Genomic DNA, 25,779 nt, shown 5'->3' on the forward strand with positions numbered 1-25,779 from the left:
AGGGCAAAACGCCATCCCGCTTTGCGCTAGGATCGGCGCTCGAAGCGGTTACCGCCCCGAAAGGCCGCGCGAGAACGCCCCAGAGCGACCCCGGGACGGCATCCCCCGAAATGGAACCAGGAGCCGAAGCAGACGAGGAGCCCATGAATCCCTTGAAACCGGAACAAACACGGCGGACAGCGGAAGTGCCACGCCACGACGGCGCAGTGAACACCGCCCCGGAGGAAGGCGCCTGGATTCTCGGCCCGCCCCCAGGCCTGGCCCATCTCCCCCGCCTCTACTGCTTCGCCAATGCTGGCGGCAGCGCCGAAGCCTTCCGCCTGTGGCAGTCGCGTCTGACGGAAAGCCTGGCCGTCTGCCCCGTGGAGTTGCCCGGGCGCGGCAGGCGCACAGGCGAAGACTTCTGCGCCACGCTCACGCAGGCAGCGGCGGCGGCGGCGGCAAGCATCTCCGCCGCCGGTCGGCAACCGTACTGCCTGTTCGGTCACAGCCTCGGCAGTGTCCTGGCGCTGGAAACAGCCCGCTCCCTGGCCCGGCTCGGGCACCCACCCGCGCGGTGCGTTTTCCTGTCCGGGCGGGTGGCCCCACACATCTGCGACGAGAGCCCCCGGCTGCACGCCGGCAGCGACGCCGAACTCATCGCGGAAATGCGCCGCCTCGGCGGAACCCAGGAAGAACTGTTGGCCGACCCCGCGTTCCTGGAATTCTTCCTGCCCATCGTCCGCGACGACTACCGGCTGCTGGAAACCTACACCCCGAGCGTGGCCCCGAAAATAAGCGCCCCCATCCACGTCTGCTGCGGCGATGCGGATGCGGATGCACCGCCCGCACTGCTGCGACATTGGGACGAGCTGTCCGACGCTTCATGCCGGATCACACTCTTTCGTGGCGGGCACTTCTACATCAACACGGAGCAGGACGCGCTGCTTTCCTACATCGGCCAAACCTACCGGGCCTGCGCCTGACGGCGCAGCACAACAAGCCCCATCCGGAAGGAGCGCGGACCGGACGATGGGCCAGGCGCGCCAGCCGGAGCATGGTCCGGACAGACAGCCGGAACACGCCAGACGCCCGCCGAGCGCAGGCCCGCCTCGTGCCGGGAAACACCCGGACGAACGCCGGGCGCATCTTCCCAGCACCCCAAACACGGCCAGGGCAGCGCGTCATGCCGCTCCCTTTCATGATGCTGCGGCCTCACATGATAATGAAAATCGTTTTCGATTACTTCATGGGCAATTCCGGGCAGCGGCCTTTCCCCAAGCACAGTACCCCTGACGGATTGCAGCCAACCCACAGCGGGAGACCACGCCAAAACGACCATGCCCTGGACACTTTGTCACGACCGCCCCCGCCAGGAGCCAGCGGCACACGGCGCTCCGCCACGCTCCGCACCCACGCCAGGAGACGGCGAACTGCACGTCTGGGTGGCCTCGGCCAAGGGCATGTTCCCCGGTCTCTCACCCCATATTCAGGCGCGCGGCCTTCCCCGGCCCCTGCGGGAAACACCCGCCTACAACGCCCTGGCGGGCACCCTGTCCGACGACGAACTGGACCGGCTCGAACAATTCAGGGCCCCAAAGGCGGCCCTGCTCTTCCTGGCGGCCCACGCCATGCTCCGCCTGCTCCTGGAGCGATACGACCCCGGCTCGATCCCCCGCGGGGCCGCCCTGCCCCGGCGCGCCCTCGGCAAACCTTTCCTTGGGCAAACCGCATCCGGGCGCCCCCTGTTCTTCAATCTTTCCCATAGCTGGCCGCTGGCCGCCGTGGCGGTCACCCGGGCCGGGGAGTGCGGCATCGACGTTGAAATGATCGACCCGCATCTTCCCTGGCAGGAGCTTTGCGACACCGCGCTGCATCCGCAGGAACGGCGGGCCGTGCTCTCGTCGGCGGCTCCGGCCGAGGCCTTTCTCCGCCACTGGACGCTCAAGGAGGCGGCGGCGAAAGCCCTCGGGCTCGGCCTGCACTGGGATTTTCAAAAATTTGCCGTGCAGGAGCGGGACGGCCTCGCCACGTGCGGCGGAGTGTCGGGAGAACCACTGAGCATCCGGTCGGTGCCCTGCTCCCACCTTGATGCATCGCTCGACGGCTTTCTTGCCGTGTGCTGCCTCGCTGCCCCGGAAGAAATGCCCTCCGTGTCCATCCACAAATTCCCCGCCGCATATGGCGCCGCGAGGGAACGCGCAGGCGAAGGACGACCATGAACAAACCCGAAGAAAACACGCGCAAAAGCCCCCGCCGTTCCCACACGGAGGCGCGGGGCAACGGCGGGTCCCCCCTGCTGCACCGCTTCGCGGCCATGGCCGAGGAGCATGCGAAAAATCCCGCCTGCCTTCGGGGCGACAGCGCCCTCACCTACCAGGAACTGGATCGGGCCTCCTCCCGGCTGGCCGCGAGCATCGCGGAGCTCTCCGGCCCCAAGCCCGCCCCGGTGGCGCTGTTCCTGGACAGGACCTGCGAGGTTCTCATCGGCTGCATGGCGGCCGCCAAGGCCGGTGTGCCGTATGTGCCCATCAACATGGCTTGGCCCGAAGGGCGGATAGCCCATGTCCTGACCAGGGTCGGCGCACGGGTGGCCCTCACTGCGCCCGAGCTCCCTGTTCCCGCGCGTCTGCTCGCGGCAAAATCCGTTCTCCCTGTGGACGCCCGGGCGGAAGCCGCCAGGCCCGCCGGGCCAGCGTGGGCTCCTTCGCCAAAGACGACTTCGGACACACCGCTCTACATCCTCTTCACCTCCGGCTCCACGGGCGAGCCGAAGGGCGTGGTCGTCACCCACGGCAACGTGGCGCAGTTCGCCACCGCACCGGAGTGCCCGGGCTTCGGGCCGGGCAGGCGGGTCACGTCCTGCTGCGCCACCGCGTTCGACCTTTCCGTGGCCGAGACGTGGGGCAGCATGCTCAACGGCTGCACCCTGGCCTGCGCCCCCCCGGGCACGTTCCTGGACTCCCGGCGCTGCCTGGACTTCATGCACCACCGCCGCCTGGACTACGCCGTGCTCCCCACGGCGGTCTTCAACGCCCTGGCGGCCCAGGACGCCGGAATGTTCGGCGCGCTGGAAAAGCTCATCCTGTGCGGCGAACTGCCCAACAGCGCACTCTGCAGGAGGGTCCTGGATACGGCGCCGCCCAAGGCGTTCTACAACACCTACGGCCCCACGGAATGCACGGTGTTCGTCACCGTCGAGCGCCTGGACGCCATCGACGAGACAGCCGTCATCCCCGCCGGTCGGCCGCTGCCCACGGCCTCCATCCACATCGTCGACGGCCGGGGCCGCCAGCTCGGGCCCGGGCAATGGGGCGAGGTCGTCATCGGCGGGCAGGGGGTGGCGGCGGGATATTTCGACGATCCGGAACGAACAGCGGCGGCCTTCATCCCCGACCCGGCCGCACCGGCGGACACCGCCTACCGCACCGGCGACCGGGGCATGCTGGCACCGGACGGCCGCCTGACGGTCAGCGGCCGGTTCGACGATCAGGTCAAAATTTCCGGCATGCGGGTCGAACTCGGCGAAATAAGAACCCTGCTCAATGCGGCCCCCGGCGTCCGCCTCGGCCATGTCGTCCACCACGCCGAAAATGGCCTGATCGCCTATGCCGTCATGGACTCCCCCCTGCCCGAGGCGGACGAGGACGCCGCCCGGGAAGGCCTGCGGCAATTCCTGGGCGGGCATCTCCCTCCGGCGTTGCTCCCGCGCCATATCCTCTTCGTGCCCGCCCTGCCGCTGAATCCCAACGGCAAGGTGGACGCCGCGCAACTGCCCCCGCCGCCCCTGCACCGGGCCGCCGCCGGAGAAAAGGCGTCCTGCGTGCTCGAAGCCTTCCGTGCAGCGCTGCGCGACGACACCTTCCACGCCGAGGATTCCTTCCTCGCCCGGGGCGGCAACTCCCTGGTGGCCGCCGCCCTGATCGGCACGCTGCACCGCCAGACCGGGGTGTGGGTACCCCTGGAATACTTCTCGAACCCCAAAACAGCGCAGCTCGTCGAAATGTTCATCGCCTCGGCCAGGCCCGCGGCGCCGGCCCCCTCCCGGCAACATTCGCGCGAGCAAGTGAGATTCTGACATGCCCCAGACAGCCCTCCAGGAAGATCTCTCCTTTTTGCTGGACCTTCAGGAGCAGGGCATCTCCCTGCGCGCCGAAGACGACACCCTGGTCTGCGACGCCGCGCCCGGCGCGCTGACCGAAACCATGGGCACGTACATCCGCCAGAACAAGGGCAGGCTCCTGGCCCTGCTGCGGTCCATGACCCGGGGCGGGAGTCTGCCCCGGATCGTGCCCGACCCGGAGCACGCCCACGAGCCCTTCCCGCTGACCGAGAACCAGGAGGCCTATTGGCTGGGGAGAAGCGACAAGCTTGAATCGGGCGGTGTCGGGATTCACACCTTTTTCGAGCTGCTGTTCGAGAACTTCGACGCGCCCCGCTTCGAGGCCGCCTGGAACGCGGTGGTTCGCAGCCACGCCATGCTCCGGGCGGTCCTCCTGCCCGAGGGGCGCCAGAAGGTTTTGGCGGAAACGCCGCCGGTGCGCATCGAGGAGGAACACCTCGCCCCCGGCGACCGGCAAGGCGCCGAGGCAGCCCTGGAGCAGGCACGGCAGGACATATCCCACGCGCGCTACGACCTGTTCCACTGGCCGCAGTTCCGCATGAAGGTCTTCCACCTGCCCCAGGACGGGGACGCCCCGCCCCAAAGCGTCCTCATGGCCAGCATCGACATGTGGTGCCTCGACCTCAGGAGCCTGCAAATCATCCTGGACCACCTGGCGGACCTCTACCTGGGGCAGGCTCCCGCGCCGCTGCCTGAGCCGGGCTTCCGCGACTACCTCGTCGCACTCCAGAAGCTGCATCAAAGCCCGGCCTACGACAGGGCCCTGACCTACTGGCGGGAGCGGATCAGGACACTGCCCATGGCCCCCGCGCTGCCGGTCAGGCCGCAATCCGAAGCACGGACCGGCCACTTCACCCGGCGCGCCCATCGCTTCCCCCGGGAGCAGTGGCAACGCATCCGCGCCCTGATTCGCCAAAAAGGCCTGACCACGCCCAGCGTGCTGCTGGCATGCTATGCGAGCGTCATTTCCAGATGGTCGGAAACAAAGCGCTTCACCCTGAACATCCCCAGATACAACCGCCTGCCGCTGCACGAGGACATCGACGACATCGTCGGCGAGTTCGCCAGTTTCTCCCTGCTGGAGGTGGACAACAGCGCCCGCCTTCCGTTCGAGGAGCTGGCCCGCACGATACAGCGGCGGATGTGGGCCGACCTCGACTATGCCCATGTCTCGGGCGTGCGCGTTCTGCGTGAATGGCGGCAGTCCCTGGCTTCCCCGCCCGCGGTTCTGGCGCCCTACGTCTTCACCAGCGAGCCGGAGCACAGCGCCCGCGCCGCCTCCGGGCCGGGCGCCGCCGGGGCGCGCGGCAGCCTGTCCTGGATCGGGGCGCTGGAGCGGATCGGCACCGTGCGGCACATGGTGACGCAAACGCCCCAGGTCTGGCTCGATAGCCAGTTTTCCGAAATCCGCGACGAGTTGTACGTCTCCTGGGACAGCATCGACGGGGTGTTCGCCGCGGGCGTCCCCGGGCGCATGTTCGAGGCCTATTGCGCGCTCATTGCCGAGCTGGACCGGGAAACGACCTGGAGCCGCGCGGAAATCCCCCTGCCCGCGGGGGAGGACGCCCTGCGCAAGGTGCTGACCGGACCCCGGGAAGCCCTGCCCGACCAGACGCCGTGGCGGATGCTCCGCCAGCATGCGCGCAACCGCCCCCAGGACGTGGCCCTCGCCGACGACCAAGGAGCCATGAACTGGGCAGAGGTGCTGGAGGAGGTGACGCTCTGGGCGGACCGTCTCCGGGCCCTGGGCCAGGGCCGCGCCGTGGCCTTCGCCCTGCCCAAGGGCAGAAGGCAGTTCCTCGCCGCCATGGCCATCCATGCTTTCGGCGGCGTCATCGTCCCCCTCGACCACGAGTCCCCCCAGGCGCGGATCGCGACCATCCTCGCCGACAGCCGGGCCGCCGTCCTGCTGACGGACGCAGCCACCCGCCAGCGCCTTTGCGACCTGCCCTGCCCGGTCATCGACATGGACGCGCCCCAGGCGCCCCCACTGCCGGGAAACCCGCCCCGGCGGCACGACACGCCGCTGTATTGCATCATCTACACCTCCGGCTCCACCGGGGTGCCCAAGGGCGTGATGATGCCCCTGGCGGGCCTGCTCAACATGGCCCACGACGCCGCCAAACGCTTCGGCCTCGGCCCCCGGGACGCCCTGCTGACCCTCAGCCCCGCCTATCACGACATGGCCCTGTTCGACATGATGAGCGCGGCCCTGCTCGGCGTCACGCTGGTTTTCCCCTCGCCGGACAGACTGAAGGACCCGGGGCACTGGCTGGAGCGCATCCGTGAGCGGGGCGTGACCCTGTGGAACACCGTCCCGGCCACCATGACCATGCTGCTGGACTACCTGGAGAGCACCCCGGCCTCCCGCCGGGAACTGCCCACCCTGCGCTACGCCTGCCTCGGCGGGGACTGGATTCCCCTGGACACCCCCAACCGATTGAAAAAAATCGCCCCGAACGCCACCGTCGTCTCCGTCGGCGGGCCCACCGAAATTTCCGTATGGAACCTGCTCTACCCGGTGGAACGGTTCGACCCGCGCTGGCGGAGCATCCCCTACGGCTATCCCATCCGCAACACGGCCTACCACCTCCTGGACGCCAGACTGGAAGACTGCCCGGCCATGGTCGTGGGCGAAATGTATTGCAGCGGCACGGGGCTGACGCAGGGCTATCTGAACGACGCGGAAAAAACGGAGAAAGCCTTCTTCACCCACCCCGTCAGGAACATCCGCATGTTCCGGACCGGGGATCTCGGCAGGCTGCACGAGGACGGGTACATCGAGTTCATCGGCAGGCGCGACAACCAGGTGAACATCAACGGCTACCGGATCGAGCTGGGCGAGATCGAAACCGCCATGGGCCTGCACCCCTCGGTCACCCAGGCCGTGGCCGTGACGGGCAGCCGTCCGGGCTCCGGAGGCGGGCTCCTGCTCTGGGTCACGCTGAAACCGGGCAGGCAATGCCCGCCACGGGAACTGCGGGCGTTCCTGAAACGGCACGTCCCGAAATACATGCTGCCCTCGGCCATCGGTCTGGCCGAGGCCTTCCCGCTGACTCAGAACAACAAGATCGACCGCCGGAGCATCGCGGCCTGGCCGCCGCCGCGCCAGGAAAAAACCGCATCGGAGGCCCAGCCGACCACCCCCACCGAACGACGCCTGGCCCGGGCATGGGAGGAACTGCTCGGCCTGGAAAAGCCGGGCCGGGACCAGAATTTCTTCGAGGTCGGCGGAAATTCCATCGCGGCGGTGCGGCTCTACAACCAGGTCATGGCCGGGAAGTATTCCGGCCTGAGCGTGGCCAGCATTTTCTCGCACCCGACCATCGGGGACCTTGCCGCCGCCATCGACGCCGCACCATGCCTGGACGACGGCGGTGAACGGGATGGGGCGGGCCTCGCCCGGCCAGCCACTCCGGCAGGGGCGGCGGCCGTCTCGTGGCCTCCGGTGGCGCCCGTGCCCAGGCGCCTGCCCCTGGTGCCCGCCACGCGCGTGCAGCAGCGGATGTTCTACGAAGAGCGGCGGCAGCGCAACAAATGCTTCAACCTGTGCCTCGACCTCGCCATCGGCACCGCGAATGGAGATGCTCTCGACCCCGGGCGGATCGAAACCGCCTGCAATGCCGTCGTCGCGCGGCACGAAATATTGCGGACCAACTTCCAGGAAGTTCCCGACGCGAACAATGCCGACATGCGCCACGTCGTACAGCGCATCATCCCGGAGCGGCGCATCGGGATCGAGGTTCTGGAGTGCTCCGGTCATCCTCCCCCCCGGCAGGCCGTGCATTCGTTCGGCAAGGAATTCACCCTGCGTCCCTACGACCTGGAAGACGGCCCCCTGCTGCGCCTGGCGCTGGTTCTGGAAGGCCCGACCCACGGCCATCTGCTTATCGGCTTCCATCACATGGTCATGGACGGATGGTCGCTGACCCCGCTGTTGCAGGACCTGGCCGCCGCCCTGGACGGCGACACGCCGCCACCGCCGCCGATCCAGCAGGCGGATCTCGCCCTCTGGGAAAACACCCAGGCCTTTGCCGAGGCCGCCGGGGCGCTGCTGCCACACGCCGCCCGGCGCATCCCCGCCGACGGAACCCCCTCGGTCATCATCGATGCCGTCTCGCTCAACGATACCGCCCCGACGGACGACGCGGACGAATGCTTCGTGGAGGAATACATCCCGCAGCACGTCGTCGAGCGCATCGCGGAACTGAGCGAGCGCAACGCAAGCACGCCCTTTGCCGTCATGTGTACCGTGTTCGGCCTTCTCGTTGCGGACTACAACCGTTCCGACACGGCCCAGTTCGGCACCTATGTGGCCGTCAGGGCCCTGCCCGGCCTGGAACAGGCTCTCGGCTCCATGACCGCCCCGGCTCCGCTGGTCCTGCGCTTCGACAGAGGCCGGACGCTGGTCGACGCCGCCCGCGACACCATGCGGCAGCTTTCCGAATCCATCGACATCTCCCTGCTGCCCTTCGAGGATCTCGTCCGGGCCGTCGCTCCCGCCCGGCTGGGCGACGAACTGCCGCTGTTCGGCATGGCCCTGGCCTACGACAACACCCCGGCGCACCCCGTTGCCGCCGGGGGCATGGAGCTGCGCCCTCTGGGCATGCGCCAATACCGCACAAGCATCGACCTCGAAGCCTCCGTCTCCGTGGATTCGGCCGGGACGCGGATCATGATGCTCTACAACCCCGCGAAGCTGCGCCGCGCTCCGGTGCGCGACTTCATGCACCGCTTCATCCACATGCTGGCCCAGGCCGCCGACGATCCGGCCCTGCCGCTGGCCGCCCTCTCGCCCATGGCCGACCGCGACGCGCGCCTCCGCCGGGAATGGTCCAGGCCGCAGCCCATCTGCCCGGCCAGGGAAAACCTGCTGGAATATTTCTATGCCGTGGAACGCGAAGCGCCCGACTTCACGGCCCTCATCGAAACCGAATCCACCCCGGACGGACCACGGGCAACAGCCGCCTGCACGCTGGCGGAGCTTCGGCGGCTGGCCGACGGCATGACCGCCGCCCTGCTCGACCAGGGCGTCGCCCCGGGCCAGCGGATCGCCCTGCTCATGCCGCGAAGCATCCGGCTCGTGGCGGCCATGCTCGCCGCGCAGCAGTGCGGGGCGGTCTTCACGCTCCTGCCCCTGACCCTGGCCGCCGAACGCGCCAGGGACATCCTCGACGCCAGCGAGGCCGTCCTGGTCTGCCACACGGCCGAAGCGCTCCGACACCCGGCCCTTCAGGGCAGGCGCGCGCTGGACCTCGGCACCGTTTCGCCGCCTGCGCCCGATGCACTGGCGGCATTGCGGGCCTCGGGCCGGATCGTCTCCCCCGGAGCGGACGCGGACCTCTGCCTGTTCTTCACCTCCGGCTCACAGGGCAGGCCCAAGGGCGTTCGCCTCAGTCACGCCAACTGGATCAACCGCCTGGAGGGCGACTGGCACGCCCTGCCCTATGCCGAAGGCGAGGCCTGCATCTCCAAGGCCCTCACCGGGTTCATCGATGCGTTCTGTGAAATCTTTCAGCCGCTGCTGAAAAAGGTTCCCGTCTACATCCTGCCGGAGGGCGAGGAGGCCGACGTGGAGGCCCTGGCGGAGCACCTGGGCCATTGGAAAATAACCCGGGCCATGCTCGTGGTCTCGCTCATGCAGGGGCTGCTCGACGTGCTGCGGGCGCGCGGCGGGCGCCTCGGCGCCCTGCGGCACATCATGTCTTCCGGCGAGCGCCTGCCCGCCGGGGTTGTCGGCGCGTTTTCCCGGCTGCTGCCCCGTTGCACGCTCCACAACTACTACGGCTCCACGGAGGTGGCGGCCGATGTCGTCCGCTGCGCGGTGGCGCCCCCCGGCGGGGAGCACGACCGCCGCGTGGTGCCCCTGGGCGGGCCCATGGCGAACATGCGCATAGAAATCATGAGCCCCGCGCGCACGCCGCTGCCCCATGGGATGCCCGGCGAAATCGCCATTGCCGGGCCCTCGGTCTCGCCCGGCTACCTCGACCCCGAAACGTCCGGCTTTTTCGAGCACGACGGGGTGCGGTTCTTTGCCCCCGGCGATCTCGGCATGTGGACTGAAAACGGGGAGCTGCTGGGCTTCGGGCGCCGCGACAGGCAAATCAAGATCCGGGGCCAGCGGGTGGAGCCCGGCGACATCGAGCAGAGCATGCTCCGGCACCCCCAGATCGCCCAGGCCGCAGCCTTCTCCCTCGGCGACGGGTCGGACATGACCCTGGCGGCCTGTGTCGTTCTGCGCGAGCCCGGGGCCATACCCACCGATACGCTGCGCCGCGACTTCAGGCGCAGCCTCAGCGGAGCCATGATGCCGTCCCTGCTCCTCGAAGTGCCCGCCCTGCCCCGCACGGCCAGCGGCAAGGTCGATTTCATCGCTCTCCGGAAAACCATTCTCCAACAGGCGCAAGCGCCGACAGCTCCGGAGGCCGCGCCGCAAACAGCCACCGAGGAAGCCATGGCGGCTCTCTGGCGCAGACTCCTCGGCCACCCCATCCCCCACCGGCAAAGCGATTTCTTCGCCTGCGGCGGGCATTCGCTGCTGGCGATACGACTCATCGCCGCCATCCGCGAGCGCTTCCACGCGCCCCTGCGGGCCAAGGATATTTTCGATACGCCCGTTTTCGCGGACCTCTGCGAACTCGTGGACCTGCTCGCGGCGCACAGCGGCCAGCAGACGTCGGACATCACCGAAACAATGGAGGTGCTGTAACCATGACCCTGCTGCAACTCCTCAAGGCGTGCAAAGACAGGAACATCATCCTGGCCGCCGATGCGGGAAAACTGATCGTCACGGCCCCCGAAGGCGGCATGGACCCGCAACTGCGCGACGCGCTGAAAGCCGCCAAGGCCGACCTGCTGCCCCTTGTTGCGGCGGGAGCCACGGAGCGGGAGCCCGCCGCCGAAGAGGCCGACACGCCTCGGGGCACACCCCGCGCGCCCATGCCGCTGTCGCCTTACCAGTTGCCTTTCTGGGCGTCGCACTCCGACGACGGCCCGGGCAAGGCCATGCCCACCATTGCCGAGGCGTTCGACTTCGAGGCCCGCCTGGAACCGCAAACGCTGCAACAGGCCCTCGACTGGACCGTGACCCGCCACGACATGCTCCGGGCGACCTTCACCCCGGACGCCTCCGGTGTGCTGCGCCACACCGTCCATCCCCGGGCGTCCGTCCGCCTGGAAACCCGCGCCGCCGAAGGCGCCGGGCACGCCCGGGCCGTGCGCGACCTGCTGGCGCGAACCCTTGCCGCGCCCTACGACCCAGAACGCGATACCCCGCTACGGGCGGGGTTGGTGAACAGCCCAGAGGCGGGGAGCACCGTCATCCTCGCCATCGCCCATCTCGCGGGCGATGGCGCATCGCTGGAAGTGATCCTCAAGGATATCGTTGTGTTCCTGGAAAGCCTCGCAAGTGGCACCCCCCTGCCGGAGGTCCGCCCTCCGCAATACGGCGAGTCGCTGCGCCGCCTCGAAGGCGGCGGCCCGGGCGGCGCATCGTCCGAAGCCGACATCCGCTATTGGCGGCGCCAGTTGCAGGGCCTGCCGCCCGTCCACGGCCTGCCGACCGATTTCACCCGCGCCATCGACCGCAAGGAAGCAGCCTTCGATTTCGTCATGCTCACGCTCCCCTTCGGCGAGGCGCTACGCACCGCCCTGCGGAACGAAGGCATCAGCCCCTTCGTCTTCCTGCACACCGCCATGCGCGTCCTGCTCTACCGTTTCGGTGCGGTCCGGGAGATTCCCGTGGTCACGCCCATGGCCAACCGCCAGTTCCTGCCCGAGCCGGAAGCCGTGGTCGGCTGCTTTGCCAACGAAGTGGCCCTGAACATCCCCCTCGACACGGACGCATCCCTGGCCGAAGCCCTGCGCCGGACGCGCGGGCACCTGGCCGAGGCGCTGGATCACCAGACAACGCCCTATACCGAGGTGCTCAGGGCTCTGCACGGCCAGCGCAGCCAGGACTGGCTGCCCCTCGCCCAGGTTTTCTTCTCCTTTCTGGGCCTGGCTGCCGACCTGCCCGTCCGGCACCGCTTCGACCATGTGGACGGACTGGACTACGACCTGTCCTTCATCGTGGCCGACTGCAAGGACCGGATGAAGCTCATGATCGGTTTCGACGCGACCCTGTTTGAAAAGGCCACAGCAAAACGCCTGGGTGCGCTCTTTTCGCGCATCTGCGCCACCATGTTCGAGCAGCGGCACAGCAGCCCCGCCACTCTGGATCTGACGCCCCCCGGAGGCGCGACCGCAGGGCACCCGGAAGAACCATGGAGCCTGGCCCGGGCCCTGGGCCTCGGCCCGGACGTGACGGTGGTCTTCCCCGAAACGGAGGCGGCCCCGGTGCTGGAGCGGATACGCCAGGCGGCGGCCGAAGCCGGGGCGGGCATCGTCAGCCTCGCCACGGCGGACCTTCCTGCGCAACAAGGCAAAACGCTGCTGGTCACCAGCGGGCATCCGTCGCGCCTCGCCCCCCTGATGCGGAACGGGGCCGCCAGCGGCCTGCGCATCTGCGTCGTCAACCACCTGCCCTCCGCCCTTGTGCTGCGCGAAATGGCCTCGTGGTGCCCCCGCGGGCTGCTTCTGCTCGAACTCCCCGCAGGCGGCTCCGCCTTTGCCCTCGCCGATTTCGACACCTGCCGGGAGTTGCGCGCAGACGCGCGCTTCCTCACCTGCGCCGTGGATCCTCTGGCCTGCACCGCGGCCCCCGGGGAACAGCTCGACCTCGGCGCGGGGCTTCAGGTCCAGTTCGTCGCGCCGGGGGCCCTGCGCATTCCCCTGCCCAGCCCGACGGCGGCGCATGTCTGGCATGACGGCCATGCCCTGGACCTCGAGACCCTCGCGGCCCGATGGTCGCAGGCCTCCGGCGAAAGCTGCGCCGCCCTGAGCCTCGCCCCCGCCCCCAACACCGGGGAGGACCGGCTCACGGCCTGGATCGCCCCCGGGGCCCGGCTCAAACCCGCCGCAGGCAGGCTCGCGGACCTCGACGCCCGCCTCCCCGCCCACTGGCCGGACTACCGGGTAGCCCTCTCGGCCGCGCCGCTCACCGCGGCGGGCGGAGTGGACCGACAGGCCCTTGAGCACATGCCCCTCCTGGCGCCCGAGCCGCTGGCCGACCTGGAAGAGCGATTCCGCGCCGGGCACCAGATTCCCGTGGCCCTGCGCCTGGAGGCGCCCCCGGCCGCGCCGGAGAGAATACACCACAGCCGGGTGATTCCGAAAACGGAGCACCTGACCTTCGCGGGCAAGTACACCCCCCTCGAACTGGCCACGACCACGAAGGGCCGGGACGCCGCAGGCCCGTCGATCGCCTGCGGCCCGCCGCTGCACCTCGACGTGGACATCTCCTTCCGCAGCCACATGGAGCGCTTCCGGCAACGGGCGCTGGTGTTCATCGACATCGACGGCAACGAGACGCACTTCAGCGGAGAAGAATTTCTGCAACGCGCCCGGCACCTGCTGCGGGCCATGCAGCACCGGGGCCTGAAGCCCGGCGACCGGGTCATCATCTACTGCGGCAGGGAGCAGGAACTCTACGCCCTGGCCTGGGCCTGCCTGCTCGGAGGCATCTGTATGGCCGGGCTCATACCGCCCGTTGCGGGCCAGAGCCCGGAGTCCATCCACACCCGGCTCGGCCACATGCACGCAATCCTCGGCGAACCGGCCGTCATCACCACGCACGACGAGCCCATGCCGCTGCAATCCGCCACCATCCACCACTTCGCGGACCTGCTGGAACAGGGCGCGCAACTGGGCGGCGAACCAGCCTACCACGCCACGACCGAAGACACCCCGGTCTATACGGCGTTCACCTCGGGCAGCACCGGCGCCCCGAAGGCGGTGCCCCTCACCGCCGCCAACGTCTTTGCCATGATCTACGCCAAGATGCAGACCATCGGGAGCATAGAAAACGAGACCTCCCTTTCCATGACCGCCCTCGACCACGTGGCGTCCCTGTTCTGCAACAGCATCTATTCCACGGTCTGCGGCGCGCGGCAGGTCTACTGTTCCTTCCAGTACATCCTTGCCGAACCGACGCGGATACTCGACATCATCCACAAGTTCCGCGTCAGCCACACCTGGGCGCCGGACTTCACCTGGCGCCAGCTCTACGAGTCCCTGAAGGGCGACAAACACGCCCCGCAGCGCTGGGATCTCTCCTGCCTGCGCCACATCATCTCCGCAGCAGAAAACACCCGGGAGGCCACGTTCCGGAACCTGGAGGAAGCCCTGCGGCCCTGCGGCATGCCGCCCCGGGTGCTCCTGCACAGTTGGGGCATGTCCGAAACCTCATCGCTGCTGACCATGAGCGACCCCTGGGACGGGCAGTCCCACGAAGCCCACATGGGCATCATCGACGCGGGTCGCCCCATGGCGGGCAGCGCCTTCCGGGTGGCGGACAAAAACGGGACGCCGGTGCCCGCAGGCGACATCGGTTCCTTCCAGGTCAAAGGCCCCTCCGTGCTCGCGGGGTACTACAACAACCTCAAGGCCAACGCCGAAAGCTTCACGCAGGACGGCTGGTTCATCACCGGCGACCTGGCCATGCTCCGCAACGGCAAGGTCGTCTTCTGCGGCCGTGAAAAAGAGCAGGTCGTCATCAAGGGCCAGAATATCGCGCAGTTCGACATCGAAGGCTTCGTGGACGGCATCGAGGGAGTGGAGCCCACCTTCTCGGTGGTCATCGGCTGCCGGAACGAGAAAACGGGCGACGACGACATCCTGGTCTTCGCCCATACGCGGCTGTCCGCCCCGGACGACCGGGCGGCCCTCATCCGCAGGGTAACCGCCGCCCTGGCCGCACATTTCGGCGTCGTTCCCGCCCGGGTGCTGCTGGTGGAGCAAAGCGACGTACCCAAGGCGCTTTTGGGGAAGATCCAGCGCACCAACATCCTGAAGCGGTTTCTCGCCGGAGAATTCGATACCCACGTGCTCGAAGCCGACATGCTTCTCGGCAACAGCCGGACCCTGCCGCGCTGGTTCGCGCGCAAAGTCTGGGCAAAATCCACGTTGCGAGGCGTCGGCCCGGACGTTCTGGCGCGCACCCTGGCCCGGCGCCGCATCGTCCTGACCGGACCGGACACGAACCTTGCCGAGGCCCTCGCCCGTCGGCTGACCGCCCTCGGGGCGCACGCCCGCCATGCCCCCGCGGAGCCCCCGGGCGAAATCCTCCGGGCGGAAGACGGCACCTCGCAGGCGCCGACCGTGGTCTACCTGCTGGACAGGGAACCCCCGCAAACGGCCGAACAGGAGCATGCCGCATGGCGACAACGCTCGTTTGCCCCCCTGTATGCCCTCGCGGCCGACCTGGCGAAACGGCAGGGCGAGGTCTGCGACCTGCTGGTCGTCACCGCAGGGGGCCAGGCCGTGGAGGAAAGCGCCGCCCGGGGACCATGGGCCGCCGCCGCCGCAGGCCTGACGGCCAGCCTGGGGCGGCAGGCGGGCGGCATCGTCCGCCTTGTGGACCTTTCCGGTACGACTCCGGACAAAGATGCGCGGGCCGTTGCCCTTGAGCTGGCCCTCGGCGGCCCGGAGCCTCTGACGGCATGGCATGGCGGCGAACGCATGGTGCCGGTGCTGCTGCCCATGGAGCCGCCCGCCCCGGGCGCAAGCCTGGAATGGGCCGAAACGTTCGGCAGCGCCCACTATTGCCTCTGCACCGGCGTCACGGGCCAACTCGGCCGGGAGCTGTTGCCGCAACTGCTGCTCGCCACCAACGGCAATTTCCTTGTGCTCGGGCGCAAACCCCGGAGCGAGGGCGCCGCGTTCCTCGAAGAACGCTGCGCCGCCATTCCAGGCTGGGAGAACAGGACGTTCTACGCCCAGGCCGCCCTGGATGACGCGCAATCCATCCGGGAGGCCATGACGGCGGCGGCCGGGCACTTCGAGGTCGCCCACGGGCGGCCCGTCACCCCGGCGGGCCTGCTCCACCTTGCGGCCGACACCGCCGAACGCGGGTTCCAGGACGCAGACGCACAGAACCTCGTGGAAGGGCTCCACCTGCGCCAGGTGCATCTGGAAACGCTCGAACACGCCTTCAGCGCCGGTGGCGGCAAAGGGCCGCGCATGGTCTTCTCAAGCGTGCTGTCCTTCTGGGGCGGTGCGGATTCGGCCCTCTACGCTCCCGCATGCGCCCTCGCGGAGGCCTGCGTACACAACCACCGCGCGCAGGCGCCCGCCATGGCCGACTGTTGGCATTGCTTCATGTGGTCGCGCTGGAAGAACGCCTCCCGACAGGACGACCTCATCGCACGACTCATGGCGGAACGGGGCTTCCTGACCATCGACGCAGGCCAGGGCGCGATGAGCCTGATGGCCATGCTGCACCAGTCGGCCAATGCCGGGCCGGGGACGCTCATGGCGGGAGTCGACACCGGGGCGCCGCAGATACGCCGGTACATGCGGTTGCCCGGACACAAGGTCCACCCGCTCAAGACCCTGGCCGCGTACATTCCCCGCGACGCCCGCGCCGACGCCCTGCGGCCCTTCCTGCGCCAGCGCCTGGGGCGCCAGGTGCCCGTCCGGGTGCACGAGCTGGTCAACCCGCAGTTCGACGAGCACGGGCGCCTGCTGCCGGAAGACAGCGGGCAGGCGGACACCGCAATGCCCCCCAGCCGCACCGAAACGCGCATGCGCGCCATCTGGGCCGACGTGCTGCGCCTCGCCCACGTCGATCCCTGCGCCAGCTTCTTCGAGCTGGGGGGCACCTCCGTGTTGGTGCCCCGCCTGCGCAAGCAGGTTTTGGACGAATTCGGGGTGGACCTGGGGAGCGTGGGCATCTTCAATTATCCGAGCGCCCGCGAGATGGCCAAGGCCGTCCGCGACGATTCCGACGCCCCGGCCCAGGCCCTGGCCGCCGGGGCATCCGCGTCGTCCAGGGCGCAGCGGCAACGCGAGGCCCGCAGGGCACGGCGCTGACAGGCCGCCTCCGCCCACAACACACAGACCAGGACGGAACATGAACAAAAGCAAGTATGACGGTGCCGATTACGAACAGGCCATAGCGGTCGTCGGCATGGCGGGCACGTTCTGCAACGCCTCCACGCTGGACGATTTGTGGACCAACCTCCTCGACGGATACGAAGCGGTCCGCTTTCTGGACAGGCAGACCCTGCGGGCAAACGGGTGCCCGGCCTCCATGCTCGCGCATCCCATGTTCGTTCCGGCCACGGCCATGATGACCGGGGTGGACCGGTTCGACGCCGGTTTCTTCGGCTTCACCCCGGCGGAGGCCCGGCTCATGGACCCGCAGTTGCGGCTGATGCTGCAAGTTGCGTGGCATGCCTTTGAGAATGCCAACATCGTGCCGGGCGGCGCCCAGGGGCTGACGGGCGTCTTTGCGGGCGGGCATCGCAGCGACTACCTGCTTTGCACCATGGGCCCGGAATACAGCATCCAGACCGGGATGCAGGCTCTCACGGCCTCACTGTTCAACGGGCAGGACTACCTCTCAACCTGGATTTCCTACAAGCTCGGCCTGACCGGGCCCAGCCTCACCGTGCAGAGCGCATGCTCCACCGGCCTGGTGCTCGTGGCCACCGCCTGTCAGAACCTGCTCGACTACAGTTGCGACACGGCCCTGGCCATCGCAGGCGCCGTTTTCAGCCCCAGGGACTGGGGCTACCTGGCCGAAACGGGCAGCATCCTCTCCGCCGACGGCCACTGCCGCCCCTACGACGCCGCCGCAAGAGGCACCATCACCGGCGAGGGAGTGGGCGCCGTCGTCCTGAAAAGGCTGCGCGACGCCCGGAAGGACGGCAACTCCATCCTCGGAATCATCCGAGGGTACGCGATCAACAACGACGGCGCCCTGCGGGCCGGATACTCGGCGCCCAGCGTCGCGGGGCAGCGGGCACTGCTGACGCAGGCCCTGGCCTCGGCCGGGCTGGAAAGCGGCGATGTCGCCTACGTCGAAGGCCACGGCACGGGGACCCAGCTCGGAGACCCCATCGAATTCAAGGCGCTGCAAAGCGTCTTCGGGCAGAGCCCCCGGGAGCAGCCGTGTCTGCTCGGCTCCATCAAGGCCAACCTGGGGCACCTCGGGGCCTGCGCGGGCATGGTCGGCCTGCAAAAAGTACTGCTCATGCTCGGGCGGGGCACCATCCCCCCCCAGATCAACTACGCCATGCCCAACCCGGAGTTGGGCATGGAGGGCAGCGCGTTTCGCATCTGCACCGAATCGCGCGCATGGCCGGAAGGCCGTCCGAAAGTCGCCGGAGTGAGTTCCTTCGGCCTCGGCGGCACCAATTGCCACATGATCGTCGAAGGCTTCGAGGCTCCCCCCGGCCCGGCGCCGCTGCCGGACCCCCTGGGCGGCACGCTGCCGCTCTGCCTGAGCGCCCGCTCCGAAAAGGCGCTGAAGGAGCTTTGCGCCAGTTGGGCCGCTTTTCTCCAGCAAAGACGCGACGTGCCCCTGGGCCACGCCGCCGCGAGCCTGCTCGCGGGCCGGGCCCACATGCCGTGGCGGGTCTCCGTCGCGGCGGGTACGGCTGCGGAAGCCGTGCGCCGCCTGCAAACCGGCGTCGACGGCGGCCGGGCCTCCGACGAGGCCCGGGAGGGCAAAACCGCCCTGCTCCTGGACGAGGGCGAATACGATTTCAGCCTGTGCCGGACGCTCTTCCAGGAGGCGGAGGCGTTCCGGCGCGCCTTCATCGCCTGCGCCGACCGGTGCGAGGCGAGCCAGGGGCCGGATCTGGTGGAAATGCTCCTCGGCACCCGGGAGGTCCTTCCCGGGAGCCGGGAAGAAAAGCTCCTCGGCTTCACCATGGCCTGCGCCCTCGCACACCTGCTGGTCGCATCCGGTGTCCGCCTCCACATGGTGGCGGGCCGGGGCGTGGGCGCACTGGCCGCAGGCACGCTCTGCGGCGCTCTGCCTCTGGATGAATGCCTGGGGCGGCTGGCCGGGCGCACGCCGCCCCCGGGGCAGGCGCCCGACGCCTCCCCCGCAGGCTGGCAACTGCCGGACGCAAAACTGGTGGCGGAACCGCAGGGCGGTGCCGCCGGCCAACAGCACATCGATCAATGCCTGCGTGGCGGCGCGAGGTTCCTCCTTGCGCTGGGCTCGCCCCGGCCGCCTGTGCCAGCCGCTGCCCCGGCGGATGGAGCGGGAGCATACGTCTGGATACCGCTGACCCTCTCCGGCAGTGCGGCCTCCGCCGCAGAGCGACAGACGGACGGCCCGCCCCCGAACGCCTTTGCCCGGGCGCTGGCGGCCCTGTTCCGGGCCGGGGCGCCCTTCAGCCCCGGGCGGAACCGGCGCCTGAGGCAACTCCCCCTGTATCCCTTCGAGCGAAACCGCTACTGGCCCGAAGGGAGCCGCAGCTTCTGCGACATGCTGCGCGCGCCCGGTGAGGGTGCGGCCGGGGCGGACGCCTCCGGGGCAGGGCCGAACCGCCCCGGCGAACCGGAGCCCGCAGCCGCCGCGCACGGCGACGTTTCCCTGGAACAGCGCATGAGCGACATATGGAACGCCGCCCTGGGCATCGACGACATGGCCCCGGATGACGACTTCTTCGCCCGGGGCGGAACCTCCCTGTCCGCCATCGCCATCGTCGCGGGGATGGAAAAACTGACCGGGCTGACCATCGAGCTGCGCGAACTCATGCAGCTCAGGACCATCAACGCCGTTCTCGCCCGGCTTGCGCAACTGGCAAACGAAGACGACGCGGAGCGGATTGATGCATGCACCTGCTGTAACGAGGTCTATTGAATGAATACAGACATGTCCGCACTCAACAGGCGGGTTGCCGCCATGGCCGGACGGCAAAGTGCCGGACCCAAGGTCACTCCCGACCCGGACCGGCGCTACGCCCCCTTCCCCCTGAACGACATGCAGCAGGCCTACTGGATAGGCCGCAACAGCGAAATCGCCGGAGGGGGCACCGCCATCCAGTATTACATCAGCTTCGCGATGCCGCACTTCGACGCAGCGCGCTTCAACGCCGCGCTCAACGCGCTCGTGGCACGACACGACATGCTGCGCGTCGTCGTCCTGCCCGACGGCACGCAGCAGGTGCTGCGCAATCCGCCGCCCATGAGCGTCCTGGTCGAAGACATCGCGGGCCTGGCCGGCGCCGACAAGGCACGCCGCCTTGATGCCATTGTCGATGCCATATGGTGCGCCACAAGCGATCTCGGCGTCTGGCCGCAGCACGAATTCCGCTTCACCGTCACCGGCCCCGAAGGCGGCGGCATCCTGCACTGCAAGCTCGACATGTGGTGCTTCGACGGACGCAGTTCGCAGATATTCTTCGAGGAACTCGCCGCCCTGTACGAGAACCCGCAAATCCGGCTGCGGCCCCTGGAATTGCGGTTTTGCGACTACATGCACGCCGTATGGCAGGAGGAGCAGAGCGACACATTCGCCCGGGACCTCGAGTACTGGAAACAGCGCCTCAAAACCCTGCCCCCGCCGCCAGCCTTGCCCATGCGGCCCGGCGGCGCCCCCGCCGCCCCGGGCGGCGGCAGCGTCTTCACCACCCGGGAGCAGCGCATCCCCCAGCGGGAAACCACCCGCATCCTGAGCGCCTGCGCCCGGCAGGGCGTCTCCCTCACGTCGTTCATGGCCTCCGCCTACAGCGACGTTCTTGCCCTGTGGAGCGGACAACGGAACCTGACGCTCAACTTCCCGCGCTTCAACAGACAACTGGACTGGCACCCCGACATCAACGACATGATCGGCGAGTTTGCCTCGTTCACGCTGCTCGAATGCCGCCACGACCCGGAAAGCACTTTCCTGGAGCGCACCCGACAACTCCAGGAGCGGATGTGGGAAGACCTGGAACACGCGACGGTTTCCGGCCTCCGGGTGCTGCGGGAAAGGATCATCCAGACCGGCCAACCGGAAATGCAGGCCATGCCCATCGTCTTCACGGCCATGCCCGACCGCCGGAGCGCCCGCGATGCTTTGGAAAAGGCTTTCGCGGTGTTCGGGGACATTGTCGCCTGCAAGGGCGCCACGCCCCAGGTCTGGCTGGATTGTCAGTATTTCGTACTCCATGGAGAATTGTGCATCAGTTGGGACGCCCAGGAACACGTCTTCCCCGAAGGCATGATCGAGGCCATGTTTGCGGAATACGTCCGGGCGCTGACCGCCCTGGCCGACGAAAATTGTTGGACCGAGAGGCATCCGGTCCGCATCCCGCGTCGGCAATCCGAGCTGCGGCAGGCGCAGAACAACGTCCCCATGGCGCTGATCGGCGGGAACGTCTTCCGCCTCTTCTCCGCCACGGCGCAACGGCAGCCGGAGCGCCCGGCCCTGACGAGTGGAGCGACAACCCTGTCCTACGGTGACCTGCATGCCATGATCCTGCGGCTGGCCGGGGCCATCGCGCCCTATGCGGCCCAGGGTTCCCCCGCAGCCGATGGCCCTGCCTGCGTGGCCGTAGTCCTTGAGCGCGGCTGGGAGCAACCGGCCGCCGTAATGGGCGTCGTGGCCGCCGGGCTGGCCTATGTGCCCGTGGACCCCACGCTGCCCGGGGCACGCATGGAGGCCATACTCGCCGCGGCCCGCCCCTGCCTGATCATCGGCACGGAGGCCTTGCGGCAGGCGCTGCCCGGGTCAACTCCGGTCGCCCTCCTGTCCGAACTGCTGGCCGGAGACACGGGCGACGGCCTGGCCGGAGGAGAAGAAACGGCGCCCGGCCCCGGCCCGGATGCGCCCGCCTATCTCATCTTCACCTCGGGTTCCACCGGAACCCCCAAAGGCGTGACCGTCGGTCACGATGCGCTCCTGAACCTCGTGCAATACAGCAACGCGCGGTTCCGCCTCGGGCCCCGCGATGTCGTCTTCGGCGCCACGGCCCTGCATCACGACCTGTCCGTCTACGATATCTTCGGCGCCCTGAGCGCGGGCGCGCACCTCGTCCTGCCGTCGGGGGCCGACACGCTCGCCTCCGACCACTGGGCGGCCCTGGCCAGGCAGCACAACGTCACGTTCTGGAACAGCGTCCCGGTGTACATGGAGCAACTGCTGGCACACGCCGAAAAACTCCCCGCCCTGCGGACCGTCGTCCTGGGTGGGGACTGGGTCGATCCGGGCATCGTGGAGCGCCTGAAAAAAGCCGCTCCCCAGGCGACCCTCCACACCATCGGCGGCCCGACCGAAACAACGGTCTGGAACATCATCAACGAGGTCGAAACGCTGCCGCCCGGGTGGGAAAGCCTGCCTTACGGTCGCCCCATCAGCAATGCCAGCTACCATATCCTGGGCGAGGAGCTGGCCGACGCTCCCGACTGGACGCCGGGGGAGATGTTCTGCGGCGGCATGCCCCTGTGCCGCAGGGCCAGCCTGGACGAAGCGGAGAACGCCCGGGCCTTCGCCACGCACCCCGTCACCGGGGAAAGGATCTACCGCACCGGCGACCTGGGGCGCTACCGGCCCGACGGGATGATCGAAATCCTGGGCCGCAAGGACTTCCAGTTGAATATCAACGGCTACCGGCTCGACCCCGGCGAAGTCGAGCAGGCCATCGCCCGGCATGACGAAGTGCGGCGGGTGGTCGTCGCGGCCAATGGCGGCAAAGGCCCGGGAAAGGATGCCTCCGCCGTCCTGACGGCGTTCGTCACGCCCGCGACGCATGCGGGCGACGACCTGGAGCACAGGCTGCGCCAGTGGAGCAACGAAGTGCTGCCCGCCGCCATGCGCCCGCGCCGCTGGGTGTTTCTCGAAGCGTTCCCCGTGACCCCGAACGGCAAGGTGGACCGCAAGGCGCTCCGGGAGCTTGCGGGCAATGCCCTGGTGCGTCAGGACGACGCCCAGAGGCCGCCCCGGAACCCCGTCGAAGCGTTCCTGCTCGAACTCTGGCGCGAGGTACTGCCGATGGAGATTCCTGGGGTGCGCAGCAGTTTCTTTGAGCTGGGGGGCGATTCCCTCAAAGCGGTACAGGCGTTCGCCCGCGTGGAAAAACGGCTGGGAATCCGCCTTTCCCTGGCCCAGATATTCCTGACACCGACCATAGAAGGCCTGGCCGGGGAAGTGTACCGGAAGGTGGAACTCGCGCTTGCCGACACCAGGACCCGGGAGATGGAGGCCACGGCTCCCCAGGGCCGCGCATCCGCCGGGGCGCGCTGACCCCCCCGGGAACCCGGGGAGGAGGAGGCGTCCCGCCGACCCGTAGCACCCGCACCGTATGCGGCCAACAAGACGGGGCCCCCGCTTCTTCCGAGAAGAAGCGGGGGCCCCGTCTGTCGGCGGAGTCCGGTCACACCAGTGCGGGGACTCCGTTCATGATCTCGTTGCGGATGCGCTGCGATTCTGCGATCTTCGTGCTGTTATACCTATCGACGTAGTCATAATATATATTCGAATACGTATCGACGTAGAATTTCGCATTCAGCTCGTCGCGAAACAGCGGCGCGGCGGACAAATCGAAGACGGCTTTGCAGGAATCGGAGAGCAGAACCTGCCTCACATCCTCGGAATAGCCCCCCACGTCGATGCCGTTCGTCGCAATGATGCAGTGGTATTCCTCGCTCTCGTTGGCGCGGAAATCACTGCACCGCATCACGCTCATCTTCAATTCCTTATCGAATTTCTTCTTCAGGTTCCGGGGCGATCGCGTAAGAAATTTCACACCGTTATAGACGGAGAGGATGTCCTTTTCCAGGAAGTTCCTGGCCAGCATTCCGCTGCCGACGATGACGAGCCCGACGGCGTCCACCCCGGTGCGACCCAGAACGTCCTGGAGGATGGCGAGCGAGATGTCCTCGTAGTTCATGTCGGCATAGAATCCCCGCGCCCTGCGGATGGCCTGCGCCCCCTGAAGCGCCTCGGTGAAGAGCCCCTTCAGCGCATTGCCGTCGTCCGCATCCCGGAAGGCGTTCCGGACCTGGTGATACACGTTCCTCTCGCCCAGAATCTGGGATTCCACGCCCGCACCGATGGCGACGATCCGCTTGCGCACAGCCTCCAGCCCGGCGAGATGCCTGAACGGCAGCCCCAGCCCGGCGAAGGGGTTGCCTTCGAACAAGGTATACGCCTCGATGCGCTGACAGGTCGCCAGCACGATGCATCCACCCAGCTCTTCAGGAGAATACATGCCGGATAGTTTCGAATAGATGCCGCCTATCTCCCTGGCGGAATGGAACGAGTGGTCAACGTAGTAGCAGTGCGGGGTTCTTTCCTGAGTCATAGGGGTCTGTCCTCGAATTTTGCGGGGCAGGCGCCCTGGGCAGGCATCAGCGCATGCCGGGACGGCGCACCCCATGAGTGGACAACACGCCCTGGTTTGCGACGCGACCCCGTCCGGGGCGGCCAGGCCGCCAGCGCACGCATCGCGCCGGTCCCGCGCTGTCCGGGTCCGCTCCCGCCGGCGTCCCGCTGTCACGGGAACGCGCTTGCGCGCCTCCGGGGCTGGTCGAAAACACAGGTCAACCGCCGTCCGCCAGACAAAGGGGGCCGGGCAACGCCCGCATCCTTGCCTGATTGGACAGTCATACCCGAGAGGGAGGTCAGGCGATGCCCTGGATTCGATACATATTTACCCGGATTCAGTTTTCCGGACAGCGTCCGGCCCGAAGCGCCCGCCGGGCGGCATTCGCACGGCGGGCGCAAAGAAGAGGGGCGTGCCCTGAAACCGGGGAAAGGGGCTGCCGTCAGGGAGCGCCCTTTCCCTTCAGCCGCGAGACGGCCTTGGGCGTCATGCCGAAGTGCTTCTTGAAGGTCGAAATGAAGTAGCTGATGTTGGAGTAGCCGACTGCGAAAGCGCTTTCGCTGACATTGAGATCCCGTTGCAGCAATGCCGAATAGGAATACAGCATTTTGCATTGATGGATATACTGGGCTATCGTCGTCGAATAGATTGCCTTGAACACCTTGTTCGCCTTTGAAAAGCTCATATCTATTCCCCCGCATATATCCGTTGCGGAGGAAATTGTCCTGAAGTCATTCTCAATGGTTGCCTTGAGCGCGGCCATGCGCAGTCTGTCCTGTTCCTGCAAAAAGACCACCGGGCGACTTTCCATCCCCGCGAGGCTGTGAAACAATTTCGCAAACAAATCGAGGACGGAACAGCGGCAACGCAGGAACTCACGATCGCCATGCTGCTGCATGTGCAGTATCTGCCGTGCCGTCACAAGCACATCGGGCCGTGCTATCCCCGCGACGGTGCCCGTGCCCGCCGCCCCCTGATCCAGGGCCGCGCGCAGGCTGCCCCGCACCTCCGCGCTCATGCCCCGGCCGAAATATTCCTCAAGGGCCGCGTCCTGGACCATGAAGCCGACGTGGCTGTATCCGTCCTGGGCAGGAATGCCGATTTCGACCTCCTGCGCGGCCCATTTGCCCACGAGAAACATGTTCCGCTGCATCTCGAACAAAGCCCCGCCCTTGCCTTTGACCGCATAGCGGCACTCACCGTCCAGAAAGAGAATGGCGACGATGACCGGCACATCGCAAAGCAGCTCCTTGCGGAACGGAACATCCCGGCGCAACGGCCCGCAAGCGCTGAAGTGGAACCCCGGCAGAGGACTGAAAAAGAGCCCCTCCCCGGCCGGGTCCTCCCGGCCCGACCCGAAAGGGCCGAAGTTCGTCTGCGATGGATAGGGCAAGGAGAACCGGGGCAACGCCGAGAACACGTCTTGTTTTCTGGATGCCGTAGAACCCTGCATGCAAACCTCGCAAAGGATTGTTTCCGACGGGTTGGTCTGATAATGATTTTTATTATCAACCATGCCCGACGAAGTCA

9 protein-coding genes are annotated in these 25,779 nt (G+C 68.0%); 7 read left to right on the forward strand and 2 right to left on the reverse strand.

Annotated elements, in window-relative coordinates; genetic code table 11:
* The first annotated feature begins 206 nt into the window (after positions 1-206).
* The 7 genes from ACZ5KV_RS03460 to ACZ5KV_RS03490 all read left to right on the forward strand — a co-directional run bounded on the left by ACZ5KV_RS03460 (position 207) and on the right by ACZ5KV_RS03490 (position 23,168).
* Positions 207-965: a thioesterase II family protein gene (locus tag ACZ5KV_RS03460; RefSeq protein WP_464240949.1), complete on the forward strand. Its 759-nt coding sequence runs from the start codon at positions 207-209 to the stop codon at positions 963-965.
* Between the two features lie 477 nt (positions 966-1,442).
* Positions 1,443-2,201 carry a 4'-phosphopantetheinyl transferase family protein gene (locus tag ACZ5KV_RS03465; RefSeq protein WP_464240950.1) on the forward strand — a complete coding sequence of 253 codons (759 nt, stop codon included), beginning with the start codon at positions 1,443-1,445 and terminating at the stop codon, positions 2,199-2,201.
* Positions 2,198-4,057 carry a non-ribosomal peptide synthetase gene (locus ACZ5KV_RS03470; RefSeq protein WP_464240951.1) on the forward strand — a complete coding sequence of 620 codons (1,860 nt, stop codon included), beginning with the start codon at positions 2,198-2,200 and terminating at the stop codon, positions 4,055-4,057. The genes ACZ5KV_RS03465 and ACZ5KV_RS03470 overlap by 4 nt, the downstream gene beginning before the upstream one ends.
* A gap of 1 nt (position 4,058) precedes the next feature.
* Positions 4,059-10,811 carry an amino acid adenylation domain-containing protein gene (locus ACZ5KV_RS03475; protein ID WP_464240952.1) on the forward strand — a complete coding sequence of 2,251 codons (6,753 nt, stop codon included), beginning with the start codon at positions 4,059-4,061 and terminating at the stop codon, positions 10,809-10,811.
* A gap of 2 nt (positions 10,812-10,813) precedes the next feature.
* Positions 10,814-17,014 (forward strand): AMP-binding protein, encoded by a 6,201-nt coding sequence (locus ACZ5KV_RS03480; RefSeq protein ID WP_464240953.1) that lies wholly within the window; start codon positions 10,814-10,816, stop codon positions 17,012-17,014.
* 40 nt (positions 17,015-17,054) lie between these two features.
* Positions 17,055-19,805, forward strand: coding sequence for a beta-ketoacyl synthase N-terminal-like domain-containing protein (locus ACZ5KV_RS03485; RefSeq protein WP_464240954.1), 2,751 nt, complete (start codon positions 17,055-17,057; stop codon positions 19,803-19,805).
* 12 nt (positions 19,806-19,817) lie between these two features.
* A complete protein-coding gene (locus tag ACZ5KV_RS03490) occupies positions 19,818-23,168 on the forward strand; it encodes a non-ribosomal peptide synthetase (protein WP_464240955.1) in 3,351 nt (1,116 codons plus the stop codon).
* Positions 23,169-23,298: 130 nt separating this feature from the next.
* On the opposite strand, the gene ACZ5KV_RS03495 is transcribed toward ACZ5KV_RS03490, so the two are convergent.
* Positions 23,299-24,228 carry a hypothetical protein gene (locus ACZ5KV_RS03495; RefSeq protein WP_464240956.1) on the reverse strand — a complete coding sequence of 310 codons (930 nt, stop codon included), beginning with the start codon at positions 24,226-24,228 and terminating at the stop codon, positions 23,299-23,301.
* A gap of 463 nt (positions 24,229-24,691) precedes the next feature.
* Positions 24,692-25,702: a helix-turn-helix transcriptional regulator gene (locus tag ACZ5KV_RS03500; RefSeq protein ID WP_464240957.1), complete on the reverse strand. Its 1,011-nt coding sequence runs from the start codon at positions 25,700-25,702 to the stop codon at positions 24,692-24,694.
* Positions 25,703-25,779 lie beyond the last annotated feature (77 nt).

It is taken from the genome of Desulfocurvus thunnarius, from assembly GCF_055390965.1.

Excerpts from the sequence above, each read along its gene's own strand:
- ACZ5KV_RS03465 (WP_464240950.1), top strand. The coding sequence starts at position 1,443 with ATGTTCCCCGGTCTCTCACCCCATATTCAGGCGCGCGGCCTTCCCCGG.
- ACZ5KV_RS03470 (WP_464240951.1), top strand. The coding sequence starts at position 2,198 with ATGAACAAACCCGAAGAAAACACGCGCAAAAGCCCCCGCCGTTCCCAC.
- ACZ5KV_RS03475 (WP_464240952.1), top strand. The coding sequence starts at position 4,059 with ATGCCCCAGACAGCCCTCCAGGAAGATCTCTCCTTTTTGCTGGACCTT.
- ACZ5KV_RS03480 (WP_464240953.1), top strand. The coding sequence starts at position 10,814 with ATGACCCTGCTGCAACTCCTCAAGGCGTGCAAAGACAGGAACATCATC.
- ACZ5KV_RS03485 (WP_464240954.1), top strand. The coding sequence starts at position 17,055 with ATGAACAAAAGCAAGTATGACGGTGCCGATTACGAACAGGCCATAGCG.
- ACZ5KV_RS03490 (WP_464240955.1), top strand. The coding sequence starts at position 19,818 with ATGTCCGCACTCAACAGGCGGGTTGCCGCCATGGCCGGACGGCAAAGT.
- ACZ5KV_RS03495 (WP_464240956.1), bottom strand. The coding sequence starts at position 24,228 with ATGACTCAGGAAAGAACCCCGCACTGCTACTACGTTGACCACTCGTTC.
- ACZ5KV_RS03500 (WP_464240957.1), bottom strand. The coding sequence starts at position 25,702 with ATGCAGGGTTCTACGGCATCCAGAAAACAAGACGTGTTCTCGGCGTTG.